Source organism: Halorubrum trapanicum, from assembly GCF_017873555.1.
In the GTDB taxonomy this organism is placed as follows: domain Archaea; phylum Halobacteriota; class Halobacteria; order Halobacteriales; family Haloferacaceae; genus Halorubrum; species Halorubrum trapanicum.
Window position 1 is genome coordinate 180,878 of record NZ_JAGGKE010000005.1, and the last position, 13,502, is coordinate 194,379.

General features: G+C 65.8%; 10 protein-coding genes. 8 read left to right on the forward strand and 2 right to left on the reverse strand.

Features of this window, described 5'->3' with window-relative positions; all coding sequences use genetic code 11:
* Window positions 1-10 precede the first annotated feature (10 nt).
* The 8 genes from J2744_RS07985 to J2744_RS15420 all read left to right on the forward strand — a co-directional run bounded on the left by J2744_RS07985 (window position 11) and on the right by J2744_RS15420 (window position 12,073).
* Entirely contained in the window at window positions 11-673 is a 663-nt protein-coding gene (locus J2744_RS07985; protein ID WP_209546450.1) for a hypothetical protein, read from the forward strand.
* Entirely contained in the window at window positions 674-1,351 is a 678-nt protein-coding gene (locus tag J2744_RS07990; RefSeq protein ID WP_209546452.1) for a metal-dependent hydrolase, read from the forward strand.
* A gap of 84 nt (window positions 1,352-1,435) precedes the next feature.
* On the forward strand, window positions 1,436-3,058 hold the full coding sequence (locus J2744_RS07995) for a phytoene desaturase family protein (protein ID WP_209546454.1): 1,623 nt from the start codon (window positions 1,436-1,438) through the stop codon (window positions 3,056-3,058).
* 356 nt (window positions 3,059-3,414) lie between these two features.
* Entirely contained in the window at window positions 3,415-5,169 is a 1,755-nt protein-coding gene (locus J2744_RS08000; protein WP_209546456.1) for an L-lactate permease, read from the forward strand.
* Window positions 5,170-5,297: 128 nt separating this feature from the next.
* Entirely contained in the window at window positions 5,298-6,848 is a 1,551-nt protein-coding gene (locus J2744_RS08005) for a zinc metalloprotease (RefSeq protein ID WP_209546458.1), read from the forward strand.
* A gap of 263 nt (window positions 6,849-7,111) precedes the next feature.
* A complete protein-coding gene (locus J2744_RS08010; RefSeq protein WP_209546459.1) occupies window positions 7,112-11,230 on the forward strand; it encodes an Eco57I restriction-modification methylase domain-containing protein in 4,119 nt (1,372 codons plus the stop codon).
* 2 nt (window positions 11,231-11,232) lie between these two features.
* Window positions 11,233-11,913 carry a hypothetical protein gene (locus J2744_RS08015; RefSeq protein WP_209546461.1) on the forward strand — a complete coding sequence of 227 codons (681 nt, stop codon included), beginning with the start codon at window positions 11,233-11,235 and terminating at the stop codon, window positions 11,911-11,913.
* A gap of 37 nt (window positions 11,914-11,950) precedes the next feature.
* Window positions 11,951-12,073: a hypothetical protein gene (locus J2744_RS15420; protein ID WP_280921413.1), complete on the forward strand. Its 123-nt coding sequence runs from the start codon at window positions 11,951-11,953 to the stop codon at window positions 12,071-12,073.
* A gap of 131 nt (window positions 12,074-12,204) precedes the next feature.
* On the opposite strand, the gene J2744_RS08020 is transcribed toward J2744_RS15420, so the two are convergent.
* Both J2744_RS08020 and J2744_RS08025 read right to left on the reverse strand, forming a co-directional pair.
* Window positions 12,205-12,438 carry a hypothetical protein gene (locus J2744_RS08020; protein ID WP_209546477.1) on the reverse strand — a complete coding sequence of 78 codons (234 nt, stop codon included), beginning with the start codon at window positions 12,436-12,438 and terminating at the stop codon, window positions 12,205-12,207.
* Between the two features lie 79 nt (window positions 12,439-12,517).
* Window positions 12,518-13,168 carry a hypothetical protein gene (locus J2744_RS08025; protein ID WP_209546463.1) on the reverse strand — a complete coding sequence of 217 codons (651 nt, stop codon included), beginning with the start codon at window positions 13,166-13,168 and terminating at the stop codon, window positions 12,518-12,520.
* Window positions 13,169-13,502: the final 334 nt, after the last annotated feature.

Here is a 13,502-nt window from a genome sequence, read left to right on the forward strand (position 1 = left end):
CAGGACCGGTATGGCACCGACGCTCGTGAGCGCGGCCGTGGGGGCGCTGCTCGCGGCCGCGCTGCTGGGCGACGCGTTCGACCGCCGCGCGGTCGCGGTCGTCGTCGCGGCCGCGGTCCTCCCCGGTCTCGACGCAGTCGCGAGCCTCGTCGTCCCGGGCGCGACGAACGCCCTCCTCCACGCCGTCTGGATTCCCCTTCTCGCCGGCGGACTGCTCTACTGGGACACGACGCTGCGCGCGGCGTCGACCCTCCGCGAGCGGTTCGGTCTCCGCGCGACGCGGGTCGCGTGGGTCGCGCTCGCGTCGTTCGTCGTCGCCGGGATCGGGTCGGCGCTGTTCGCCGGCGAGGGCGCGGCGCTCCTCTACCCGCTGGAGGACGCGCGGTACGTACTCCGCGGGCGACTCGTGTTCTCGACGCGGGAGGGAATCGTCCAGACGTTCGTCGCGCTGGGCGCGGAGGGACCGGGAGCGTTGCCGATTCGGAGCGTCGGCGGTGCGGTCGCCGACCCGGTCGGCTCGTGGGTCAACCCCGACGGCCACCCCGGACTCGACCCGGGCGGGGACCGCGAGTTCCGGTTCGTGGACGGCGGGTGGCAGCTGGTCGTCGTCGCCGCCGCCGCCGCGACGCTCGCGGTCCGGTTCGACACCCGAGAGTCGGGGGTGACCCGCTGAGTGCCCTCGACGGTAGTCCACGCCGGGTTCGCGCTCCTGCTCGCTGCCGCGCTGCTGCGCGACCGCCTCGACCGCCGGGCGCTCGCGGTCCTGCTCGTCGTCCTCGTGCTCCCGGAGGCGGACAGCTTCCTCGGGGTGATCATGGCGGGCGCACATCGCACGGTCGGGCACAACTTCGTCCTCCCCGCGGTCGCCGCGCTGGCGCTGTACTACGACACGCGCATTCGGAAGGAGTCGTGGATCCGCGAGCGGCTCTCACCGCGGTGGATCGCGGTGGCGTGGGTCGCCCTCTTCGTCCACGTCTTCGCGCACGTCGCGCTCGACTGGACCCACCTCGACGGCGTGAACGCGTTCTGGCCACTCCGGGACCGGTTTTTCAGCCTCGACGGGGAGATACTCTACTCGACGGCCGACGGGTTCGTCCAGACGTTCGTCGATATCCGAATCGACCCGGAGACGGGGTCCCGGACCGTCGACGCCGGCGCCGGCGGGACGAGCGAGTCGGTCCACGTCAACAACCCGGTCCAGCCGCGCGACCCCGACCTCGACGTCGAGGAGCCGGTCGACCGGCGGTTCCCGGTCGCGAACAGCGGCTGGCGGCTCTACCTGCTCGGACTGGGGCTGTTCGCGCTCGGCGCGCGGCGGCTTCAGGGCGACGGCGTCGGAGACGGCGCCTGAGGGAACGAGAGAATCGGGCGACTACGGCGCCCCTAACATGGTATGACCGCAGCGTAAACCCCTCCGGAACCCTACGCTCAGCCGATGTCCACCCAACCGGACGCGGGCCCGTCGGACGCGGACGAACCGCTCGCTGGGGAGTCCATCGCGGTCGTCGGCGCCGGCTTCGGCGGGCTCTCGGCGGCCAGCTACCTCGCCGACGCGGGGGCGGACGTGACGCTGTTCGAGCGGAACGAACACCCCGGCGGGTACGCCGGGCGGATCGAGCGCGACGGGTTCCGGATCGACACCGGGCCGTCGTGGTACCTCATGCCGGAGGTGTTCGACCGCTTCTTCGAGCAGTTCGGGCGGTCGACCGACGACTACTACGACCTGATCGAACTGGACCCGCTGTACGAAGTGATCTGGAAGGACGGCGACCGCGCGTCGATGCCGGCCGACCGCGCGGGACAGAAGGCGCTGTTCGAGTCGTACGAGCCGGGCGCGGGCGAGGTCCTCGACGACTACCTCGCGGACGCCGCAGAGGCGTACGAGCTGGGGATGGACCGGTTCGTCTACCCCAGCCGGTCGCGGCTGCGGGACATGGTCGACGCCGACGTGCTCCGGTCCGGGCGGGCGCTCCCGAAACTCCGCGAGATGGACGAGTACGTGAGCGGCTACTTCGAGAGCGAGAAGCTCCGCCAGATCGCGGAGTACAAGCTGGTCTTCCTCGGAGGGTCGCCGTACAACACGCCCGCCATCTACACGCTGATGAGCCACGTCGACATGAACCTCGGCGTCTCCCACCCGGCCGGGGGGATCGCGAGCGTCGTCGACGCGATGGCCGACCTCGCGCGGGAGCTGGGGGTCTCGATCCGCACGAGCGAACCGGTGACCGCGATCGAGCCGTCGATTCCGGCGTCGACGCCGACGTTCACGGTGGAGACGGCGCGGCGCGCGGCAGACGACGGCGGCACGGCGGCGGCCGACGCGAGATCGGCGTCGGGATCGAGTACCCGCTTCGACCGCGTCGTGGCGAACGCGCCGCCGCCGCACGTCGAGCGCGACCTCCTCCCCGCCGGGACCGTCGACCGCGAGTCCTACTGGGAGTCGCGGACGTACGCGCCCTCGGCGTACCTCTCGTACATCGGCGTCGAGGGCGAGGTGGACTTGGAACACCACACGCTCGTCTTCCCGACGGACTGGCGCCCCCACTTCGACGACATCTTCGACGAACCGGGGTGGCCGGACGACCCCGCGTACTACGTCCACGTCCCCTCGAAGACGGATCCGGAGGCGGCACCCGACGGCCACGAGGCCGTCTTCCTGCTCGTGCCGCTGGCCGCCGGGCTCGAGGACGACCCAGAGACCCGCGAGCGGTTCCGCGAGCTGGTGTTCGACGACCTCGCCGAGCACGCCGGGGTCGACTTCCGCGACCGGATCGTCTTCGAGGAGACCGCCTGCGTCGACGACTTCCGCCGGCGGTTCAACGCGCCCCGGGGCACCGCGCTGGCGCTGTCGCACACGCTCGAACAGACGGGACCGCTCCGCCCCGCGCACCGCGCGCCCGGCGTCGACGGTCTCTACTACGTCGGCGCGTACACCAATCCCGGTATCGGGATGCCGATGTGCCTGCTCAGCGGCGAGCACGTCGCCGAGGCGGTCGTCGAGGACGCGGCCGGAAGCGGCGTGCTCCCGTCGGTCGTCCCGACGTCGACGCTGCGGTGACCGACTCGCCGGACGAGGCCCGCGGTGCCGCGCGGAGCTCCCGTTCCCGCCTGCGCTCCGAGCGGCTCCGGCTCCCGGGCGGCAACCCGGTGTGCGAACGGGGCGACGACCCGGTGTGCGAACGGGGCGACAACCCCGTGTCGGTCCGGCGCGTGACGGGGGGTTTCGGGGCGTGTGCCGCTCTCCGCGTCGAGACCCGGTCCGCGAGAATCTGCCACACCGTTTATTACATAGATAATTCACACAGACAGTGACATGATCCGAGACAGCGGCCGGGTTCATCCCGGTCGGTTGCGACCGATCGAGGGGCGAAGTGCGAGGCGGAATCGCGAACGGGAGACGGAAGGTGGACGCCGATGACGCTGAGCGCGAGCGCGCCGCTGGCGCTGGTGCCGCTCGTCGTCGTCGCCGCGTTGCTCGTCGGCCTGTTGTGGCCGGCCTCCCGGGCGATGCCGGTCGCGTGGGCGGCGGCCGCGGGGGTGGCGTTCCTGGCGTGGGGGATGCCGCCGGAGTGGATCCTCGCGGCGTCGGTCAACGGCGCGATGGCGGCCGTCGAGATCCTCTGGATCGTGTTGGGCGCGCTGGTGCTGTTGTACACCCTGATGAACTCCGGCGCGGTCGACCGGATCAACGCCGGCTTCGCGTCGATAAGCGACGACCGGCGGGTCCAGGTGGTGCTGCTCGGCTTCTTCCTCGCGACGTTCATCGAGGGCGTCGCCGGCTTCGGCACGCCCGCGGCCGTGGTCGCGCCGCTGCTGTTGGCGCTCGGCTTCCCCGCGTTCGCCGCCGTCGTCGCCGCGCTGATCGGCCACGCCGTCGCGACCGTCTTCGGCGCGGTGGGGACGCCGATCATCGTCGGGTTCCAACAGCCGCTCGACGCGGTCAGCGAGGCGATCGGCGCCGGGGGGTTCGAGTCGGTGGCCGCGTACGCCACCGCGGCCGGCGGGTGGGCCGCCGTGTTCAACGGGTTGCTCGGCCTGTTCATCCCGTTCATCGCCGTGGTGATGGTCGTGTACTTCTTCGGCGCGGTCGACGCCGAGGAGCGGTCGCTCGGCCCCGCGCTCGCCGTGGCGCCGCTGTGTCTGTTCGCCGGGGTCGCGTTCGCGGTCCCGTACGTGGCGTCGGCGTGGTTCGTCGGCCCGGAGCTGCCGTCGCTGATCGCGTCGATGGCCGGCGGCGGCGCCGTCGTGGCGACGCTGCGGGCCGGCTACCTGCTGCCGGACGAGGAGTGGGAGTTCCCGCCCCGCGAGGAGTGGCCCGGCCACTGGGTCGGCAGCATCGAACCGGGCAGCGAGACCGCCAGCGCGGAGGCCGCGACGACCGGGGGAACGGGCGGCGGTGCCGGCGGTGCCGACGGCGCCGAGATGTCGCTGCTCCGCGCGTGGTCGCCGTACGTCGCGCTCGTCGTCCTGCTGATCGGCACCCGCGTTATCGACCCGATCGCGACGTTCCTCCAGGAGGGACCGGGGATGACGATCGCCGTCTCGAACGTCCTCGGGACGGACATCGGCGGGGCGATCGGGTGGGCGTACGTCCCGGGGACGTGGCTGCTCGCCAGCGCGCTGATCGCGGTGCCGGTCCTCGGGATGTCGACGGACGAGGTGACGAGCGCGTGGCGCGAGGCCGCCGGGAAGATCGTCTCGCCCGCGGTCTCGCTGGTCTTCGTCATCGCGATGGTCGAGGTGATGCTCCAGACCGCGGCGCACCCGGGCGCGGCCGCCGACGGCAGCATGATCGTCGTGCTCGCGGACGCGACGGCCTCGACGTTCGGCGCCGCGTACCCGCTGTTCGCGCCCGTGGTCGGCACCCTCGGCGCGTTCATCGCCGGCTCGATCACCGTGAGCAACGTGACGTTCGCGGCGTTCCAGTTCGAGATCGCTCAGGAGCTCGGCCTCTCGACACAGCTGCTCGTCGGCGCGCAGACGGTCGGCGCCGCTATCGGGAACACGATCGCGATCCACAACGTGATCGCCGCGCTCGCGACGGTCGGTCTCGTCGGGAAGACGGGCCGGGTCGTCCGGCTCAACCTGATCCCGGTCGCCTACTACGTCGGCGTCGGCGGACTGCTGACCGCGGTGTTCGTCTACGTGCTGTTCCCGGGGGTGTTCTGACGGGCAATAGCGCTCAGACGGCTCAGCGGCGGCGACCCGGGCGGAGCCGGAGCGGCGTCCAGCCCGGATACGTGGTCATTGACTGAAACGAACGTTATCCGTCTCCGTCTCCGAGGTTCGGACGGCCGATGCGAGAGATCACCGCCGCCGTCGCCCTCGCCCTGCTCGTCGCGCTCGCCGGCTGTGGCGGACTCGGCGGCGACATCGACGGAGCCGGACCCCTTGGGGAGCCGTCGCCGTCGATCGAGTCCGTCTCCGCGCCGGCGTCGCTCGACCACGACGAGCGGGCGACGGTCGAGGCGACCGTGCGGTGGAAGGGCCTCGTGAGCGACGCGGACGGGTCGACGGCCGACGCCGACGGATCGGCGGACGAGGGGGGTTCGAACGCGACGCTCGACCCGGTTCGGGTGACGGTCCGCGTCGGCGACCGGACGCTGCGCGCCGAGAACCGGTCCGTCCCGGCGAACGGGTCGATGACGGTGACGGCCGAGATCGACGCCGCGGCGCTCGACCCGGGCGAGCACGTGCTATCGGTGAGCGTCGGCGCGGCGAGCGCGACGCGGACGGTCGCCGTCGCGGAGGCGCGGGCGGCGACGTTCGTCGTCTCCGAGGTCGAAGCGCCGGAGCGCGTGGAATACGGCGAGAACCTGTCGGTCGTCGCGACCGTGGCGAACGTCGGCGACCTGGCGGGCACCCAGACGGTCGCGTTCCGGTACGGGACCGGGGCGAGCGCGAACCGAACGGTCGCGCTCGACGGCGGCGCGGAGGCGCGGGTGTCCGTCACGTTCGCGGACGTGCGACTCGACGGCGGCGACTACCCGGCCGTCGTGACGACAGCGAACCGGACGCGGGAGCGGACGGTCGCACTGTCGCATCCGAGCCCGTACGGGAAGACGACGCTCCGGCTCTCCGTCGACGACGGCGGGGTCGACCGGAACGTCTCCGGGGTGGTCGCGGCCGCGACGGGCTACTGGGAGCGCAACGACGAGCGCTACCTCGGCTACCCGGTCGATTACGAGCGGGTGGCCGAGGAGGGAGACGCCGACGTGGTCCTGCGGTTCGACCGCGTGGAGCGCTGCGGCGTGGAGGGCGGCGACGCGCGCTACTTCGGCTGCGCGGACCTCCTCGTCGACGAGCCGCGGGAGCCGATGACCGCGACCGTCGAGCCGAACGTCTCCGACGCGGAGATGAACGCGACGATCATCCACGAACTCGGCCACGTACAGGGGCTCGAACACGGCGAGGAGCCGACCGGACTGATGGCCGAGACGAGCACGCTCGCGACGCATCGCCCGGTGACGGTCCACCTGCGCGCCGAGAGCGGGGAGGTCCCGCGGCGCGTCGAGGACGCGGTCGCGATGGGACTCGACTACTTCGCCGACCGCGAGGACGTCGCCGGGAGCGACGGGTTCGCGTGGGAGTTCGTCGACGAGGCGCGGGAGGCGCACGTCCAGGTCACCTACGACGACCGCGGGGAGGTCTGCTTCGCCGACGGCGGCGGCTCCTGTACGGTCGACGGCGAGTACTACGGCCAGCAGGACGTGCGGCTGGAGGGAGTCGACGACGAGGTGGTCGCGTGGCACGTGGGGGCCTCGTTCGCGCCGGTGCTGTTGGAGGAGGTCCCGCCGGAGCTCACGGGCGAGGCGGACCGGCGGGAGCGGGAGGCGTGGCCGGCGTAGGGGGCGAACGCCCGGCGAGAGCGGTCCGCTCGGGTGGGTCGCGGTGCCGGGGGGTCGGGGACGGCCGTCGAAGAAAAGTCTATACGGCCGCCGGTGTTCGTCCGTTTCATACGTGATACCTCGCGAACGAGTCTGGCGGCGCGTCGCGGTCGCGGGTCCGGGCGGCGAACCGGACCTCGGAATCGCCGGCCCGCCCCTCGGAGACGGCGACGCGGCCGACGGCAGCGACTCCGACGGTTCCTTCAGCGCACCCCCCGCCTGAGATGCAGGGATCACTCACCTACCGCACGAACCGCGACCTGTTCTCGAACCACTACCTCGACGAGCACCTCCCCGAGACGGAGGCGTGGGACGAGGTCGACGAGGCGGAGCTGCGCGCCGCCTACGACGAGATAGTCGACCTCTACGAGCGCGAGAAAGACACCGCGCCGAAGCGGAACGAGTCCCAGCTCGAAGAGAAGTTCGTCCGGCCGATGTTCCGGAAGCTTTCGATTCCCTTCGAGGTCGAGGAGAGCACGAGCCGGACGCAGCGCCGGCCGGACTACGGCTTCTTCGAGACGGCGGACGCGGCCCGGGACGCCTTCGAGCGCCGCGAGTCGGGCGGCGACTTCTACGAGAACGCGGTCGCGGTCGCGGACGCCAAGCGCTGGGGGCGACCGCTCGACACGCGCGGGAGCGGCGAGCACGAGCGCGACTTCGAGAACCCGAGCTACCAGATCCACGTCTACCTCCAGGAGACGCCCGCGCGCTGGGCGGTGCTGACCGACGGCAGGAAGTGGCGGCTCTACTACGGGCCGACGAGCCACCGGCTCGACTCCTACTACGAGATCGACCTGCCGACGGTGTTGGAGGGAGGCGATCTTGCGGACTTCAAGTACTTCTACCTCTTCTTCCGACGACAGGCGTTCCTCGAAGACGCGGGCGGCGACTGCTTCCTCGACGACGTGTACGACGAGTCGAACGTCTTCGCGCAGGACCTCGGCGAGGACCTCCAGGACAACATCTACGAGGCGATCAAGGTGCTCTCCGAGGGGTACCTCCAGTACCCGGAGAACGACCTCGACGAGGCGGACCTCGACCTGATCCACGACGCCTCGCTCATCTACCTCTACCGGCTCATCTTCGTGCTGTACGCGGAGGCCGAGGGGCGGGACCTGCTGGACACGGACAACGAGATATACGAGGAATCGTACAGCCTGAACTCGCTGAAACAGGAGGTCGCGTCGGAGCTGGACGGCGGCGACCCGAAGTACCGCGACTGGCAGGACGACCTGAGTTCGCGACTGGACGAGCTGTTCGAGCTGATCGATCAGGGGAGCAAGTCCCGCGGGATCCCCGAGGAGGACCTCCACATCCCGGCGTACAACGGCGGGCTGTTCCGGACCGACCCGGACGCGGACGACGGCGCGGAGGCGCGGTTCCTCGCGGCGCACACGGTCGGGGACTCGTACCTGGCGCGCGTCGTCGAACTGCTCACCCGGAGCCGGCAGGGGGACGGCGAGGGGAAGATCTTCGTCGACTACTCCTCGCTGGACGTGCGCCACCTCGGGAGCATCTACGAGGGGCTGCTGGAGTACCAGCTCCACGTCGCGGACGAGCCGCTAGCGCTCGACGACGGCGAGTACGTGCCGGTCGGCGAGGATGCCGATTCAGAGGCCGTCGCGGTCGAGCCGGGCGAGGTGTATCTCACGACCGGAAGCGGCGAGCGCAAGGCGACGGGGTCGTACTACACGCCGGAGTACGTCGTCGAGTACGTCGTCGACGAGACGCTCGGGCCGCTGGTCGACGAGGTCCGCGAGGACCTGGTCGGCTACGACTCCTACAGCGAGGGCGGGTTCGCGGACGAGTTCGCGGAGCGCGTGTTCGACCTGAAGATCCTCGACCCGGCGATGGGGAGCGGGCACTTCCTCACGAGCGCGGTCGACTACCTCGCGCGGGAGATCATCGACGCGCAGGAGCGGCAGGCGGCCCAGCGGGGCGTCGAGACGGTCGACGAGGAGCGCGACATCAACTGGGCGCGGCGGAAAGTGGCCCAGCGGTGCATCTACGGCGTGGACCTGAATCCGCTCGCGACCGAGCTGGCGAAGGTGTCGCTGTGGCTGCGGACGCTCGCCGCGGAGCAGCCGCTCGCCTTCCTCGATCACCACCTGAAGACCGGGAACTCGCTGGTCGGCAGCGACATCGAGGACGTGCTCGCCAACGGCGACGGCGACGAGACGAGCGACGGGCAGTTGACCTTAGAGCAGTCGTTCGCGCACACCCGCCAGCAGGCGCTCGAACACGTGATGGACCGGTTCCAGAGCCTGCTCTCCATCGACAACGAGACGCTCGAAGACGCGAAGGAGATGGAGGACGTGTACGACGCGGTCCGCGACGACCCCCTCTACCGGCACCTGCTGGCGATGGCGAACGTCCACACCGCCGAGCGCTTCGGTCTCGACGTGCCGAGCGACGCCGACAAGCGCATGGCGGAGGCCCTCCGCGCCGACTCGTGGAGCGACATCGAGGGGCAAGACTGGTTCGCGAGCGCGCAGGCGATGGCCGCCGACGAGCGCTTCTTCCACTGGGAGTTGGAGTTCCCGGTGGCGTTCTACGACGAGGACGGCGAGCGCAAGGCTGACGCCGGCTTCGACGCGGTGATCGGGAACCCGCCGTATATTCGTATGGAGAAGTTCAAGAGCAGCAAAAAATATCTCCAAGGAGCCTATGAAACGCACGCCTCCCGCTCCGATATGTATGTCTATTTCGTAGAGAAATCGGTTGGAATTCTCCGGCCAGACGGGGAATATGGCGCAATTATCTCAAATAAATTTCTCCGAGCAAATTACGGGAGTAAGCTTCGGAGATTCCTGTCGAACAACTCATCGATTAAAGAGATGGTCGATTTCGGAGAACTACCAGTCTTCGAAGAAGCCTCGGTTATGCCGTTAATTCTCCTCGCTTCCAAAGGAACTCAGTCTGGTCTACCCCAGTACGCCGAGATATTGTCGCTGGATTTCGACTCGCTTTCTGACAGGGTTGATCACCGATCTTACGAGTGTGGTCCTGACGCGATAAGTGGATCAAACTGGCGTGTCGCACCGCGATCCGTTTCGGAGTTGATGAATAAACTGGACCAGAGAGGTAGTCCACTCGGAGATGTCGTTAATGACCAGATTCTTCGTGGGATTGTCACAGGACTAAATGAGGCTTTCCTGATAGATGGAGAGTTAAAAGAAGATCTGATCGATAGTGACTCTGGCTCTGAGGAGGTTATCAAGCCTCTGGTCAGAGGAGACGATATGAAACGCTATCAAATTGAGGATCACGACCAGTGGATCATTTATATCGACCATGGAACGGATATCGAGCAATACCCTGCTGTTAAAGAGTATCTTAGTCAGTACAAATCAGAACTAGAAGGCCGAGCGACTGAACAAGAGTGGTATGAACTTCAACAGCCCCAGTCAGGATATAGGGAATACTTTGAGGATTCAAAGATACTCTATCCAGAAATCGCTCTTGAACCGAGGTTTGCCCACCATGATGGACCACTCTACCCAAATAACAAGTGCTTCTTTATACCACAGGAAAATCCCGAGTTGCTTGCGGTTCTCAACAGCAACATAGCGCATTTTTATCTCGCACAAACCTGCTCCACTCTTGGGAACCCCAGTGACAGGGGACGTATTGAGTTCAGAGGACAGTATCTCAAGCACCTACCAATCGCACCAAATCTAAGTGAAGCAGCTGCTGAGACTGGTGAGGGACTCCAAGAACTCGCAGAAGGGATAACCGATCTTAAAAACCGACGAGAATCCCTCAACCTCGACCTCCTCGACTACCTCGGCACCTACGAGGACGGCCCGAAGCTCCCCGACGTCGGTCTCTTCCAGCCGAGCGAGTCGAACGTCCTCGACGCGACGACCGCGGAGTACGAGAAGCTCCGCGTGGGCGACGTGCGCGCCGAGCGCGACGGCACGCGCGTCACGATTTCCGCGACGGCGCGCTACAAGCCCGACGACGAAGACGCCCACGAGACCGACGCCTACGGCTACACCGAGACCGAGTTCGTCGAGGCGTTCACGCTCGTCGACTGCGCCGAGGGCGAGGCCGCGCTCGTCGCGGCGTTCGTCCCGGTCGCGGTCGACGACGAGATCGCGGGCTTCCGCGAGAACGCCACCAAGACGAACTCGCTCGTCGACCGCCTGAAGGCGATCACGCTGCCCGACCCCGAGGATACCGCCGACGACCTCCGGCGCTACGTCGAGACGAAGGACCGCGCCGACGAACTCGACGCGAAGATCGAAGCGACCGACCGGCTCATCGACGAGATCGTCTACGATCTCTACGACCTGACCGAGGCGGAGATCGAGATCGTGGAGGAGGCTGTCGCGGGGTAACGATGTCGAGCCGCGATCCCGACGATTTGCGAGCCGAGTTAGAGGACACCGATCTCGATAGCGATCCGGAGCACCTCTCGGAGCTGCGCGCGGAAGCTCGTGAGACGGTCGACGCACAGCAGAAGGTACTCGACGACATCGACACAAAGGCGAGCAGAATACTCCGACTCAACGTCGCGGTGATCGGAATTCTGATCTCCGTGTTATCGATCGGCACACAGGTAGGAACTGACGCCGGGTCGAGTCTCGGAAACGTCGAACCGTTCGTGAATATATACACGCAGGCGGGAATCGGAGCACTGGTCCTCTCGACCGCGTTCGCGGCAATGACGTACACGGCTTCGGAACTCGACGTCGGGGTGAGTTCGGAAAACCTCACGGGGTTACTCAAAGCAGATTTCAGCCGGGAAGAAGCCGAGGCACTCCTCGTTAAAAACTACATAATGCGGATAAACTTCAATAGGAGTACAAATATCCGAAATATTCCTCTTGTTCAGTTGACGATCGTATTCCTCGTGACCGCGATTGTCGCGTTCGTGGTCGGATTTTATCGAGGGATCGAGGGGACCGTTCCGATTTGGATCGGAGTGATTGCGGTGGTGTTGATCGGAGGAGTAGTGTTCGTCTCTGGTCTCGTTACGCAGACTCACCGAGCGATCAAGGACTTCAGGGAGTGGCGGTGACCCAAAGACTATATCTTCAAAACCACGAGATGATGGTATGAGCGCCCAAGAAGAGGAACAGTCCGACCGTGAACGGGCACGCGAAAGCCTCCTCAGTGGGGGCGAGCGCGTAGCCAAGGGCCGTCAGCGCGACCGAGACGAGGACGACGACGAGGACTAATCGAGACCCCCCGCCGCCGAGGACGAGTGAGGCGGCCGGACTGCGACGAACAAACCGAGAGATTGGACTGGCGTCGGCCTAAACGCGGGGGCGGTTTCAGTCTCCTCAAGATCACGTTCTGACTATCGTTGTCATCGCGGTGGTACCGCCGCGTGTATCTCGACAACGAACGTCGTCTGCCCGAACTGCGGTGAGGAGACCCGCGGACCCGTGCGCAGGGGGGGACCGAAGAGAAAGCAGTTCTCGGCGCGCTGGCCGTCTTCGATCGGTGCGAAAGCGTCGATCATCTCGTTTATGTGCCGGTTCCGACCGACGATCGGATCTGGAAGGTGGTCGTCTTCGAAAACTGCTCCGTCGCTTATCACGTCACTGAGAACATTCGGCGAGGTATATAAAGTGAACTCGGAGTGTTCTGGATGGTTCCGGATGGTCTGTAACAGTTTGTCAGTAGTTGAAGTCGAATTCGAGATCTTCCTCGAAAAAGAGAGGGAGTGTTCTAGTAGCAAGGATACTTTGGATGATTACCTGGTCGGCCTCCTGCCGAACAAACTGCTCAGCTTCTGAGTTTTCGAATGTTCGTATATACTGTGCTGCGATGCCGTAGGCAAAAATCAGAGCAAAATCTAGAACGTCTTTTTCTTGGGACTCACTGTATGTGCCGTCGTTTCCGGTAGATTTGATACTATATGGATGTGTACCTAAATTGCTTATACGACCGTAGAGTGACCTTTGTAGCTCATGTTGGTCCTTGAAATCTCCTTTCACCTGTCCAACTTTCCCGCCAAAGAAATCCGTCATCGGTAATGTCTCATAGTCTCCGTATTCATTCTCATTCAGATCTTCTCTAAACTCTACAAACTTCTTTTCAGTCTGATCTTTGTCCCTGTTCAGTTCCCTAACTCCGAGATACAATTCAAGCAAAAGTCGTATCTGGCCGTATGCTACGCTATAAAGGTGATTTTTCGCGGAGAGATATACGGTTAAAAGCGGGCTAGTAGCTCTCCTAAGGTATAGCAGCTGCATCTTGTGTCGGTCTGTGACCTCACCTGCCTCAGCACGAATGAGAATCTCGTATAGCTCGTGTAGATTGAACACGGACGAAAGTAGTGTTCGGGCTTCAGAGCTGTGCGGATGTGCTGTATTGTACTCTTCGGAGGATGAGTGAAGTAGGTCTCTAAGATGTTCGAAGTCATATTGTGTCCAGTGATTCTTTCCAGAGACGGGACTATTCAAAATCCGAACAGACGGGTACTGAAAATCATAGATCATCAGTACCTCACAAAGCATCCTCGGCTAGCTGTTTCTGAAGCCTGAGTTCTGTGGCAGAGCGGTTACACTAGCGGTCTCGACGAGAGAATCTTGGGCGAACCGACGGAGAGCTGTCGCTGTCGGCGGCAGCCGCCGCCGACAGCGACAGCGTCGCCACTCC

Coding starts and splice junctions, on each gene's coding strand:
- J2744_RS07985 (WP_209546450.1), top strand. CDS start 11: ATGGCACCGACGCTCGTGAGCGCGGCCGTGGGGGCGCTGCTCGCGGCC.
- J2744_RS07995 (WP_209546454.1), top strand. CDS start 1,436: ATGTCCACCCAACCGGACGCGGGCCCGTCGGACGCGGACGAACCGCTC.
- J2744_RS08000 (WP_209546456.1), top strand. CDS start 3,415: ATGACGCTGAGCGCGAGCGCGCCGCTGGCGCTGGTGCCGCTCGTCGTC.
- J2744_RS08005 (WP_209546458.1), top strand. CDS start 5,298: ATGCGAGAGATCACCGCCGCCGTCGCCCTCGCCCTGCTCGTCGCGCTC.
- J2744_RS08010 (WP_209546459.1), top strand. CDS start 7,112: ATGCAGGGATCACTCACCTACCGCACGAACCGCGACCTGTTCTCGAAC.
- J2744_RS08015 (WP_209546461.1), top strand. CDS start 11,233: ATGTCGAGCCGCGATCCCGACGATTTGCGAGCCGAGTTAGAGGACACC.
- J2744_RS15420 (WP_280921413.1), top strand. CDS start 11,951: ATGAGCGCCCAAGAAGAGGAACAGTCCGACCGTGAACGGGCACGCGAA.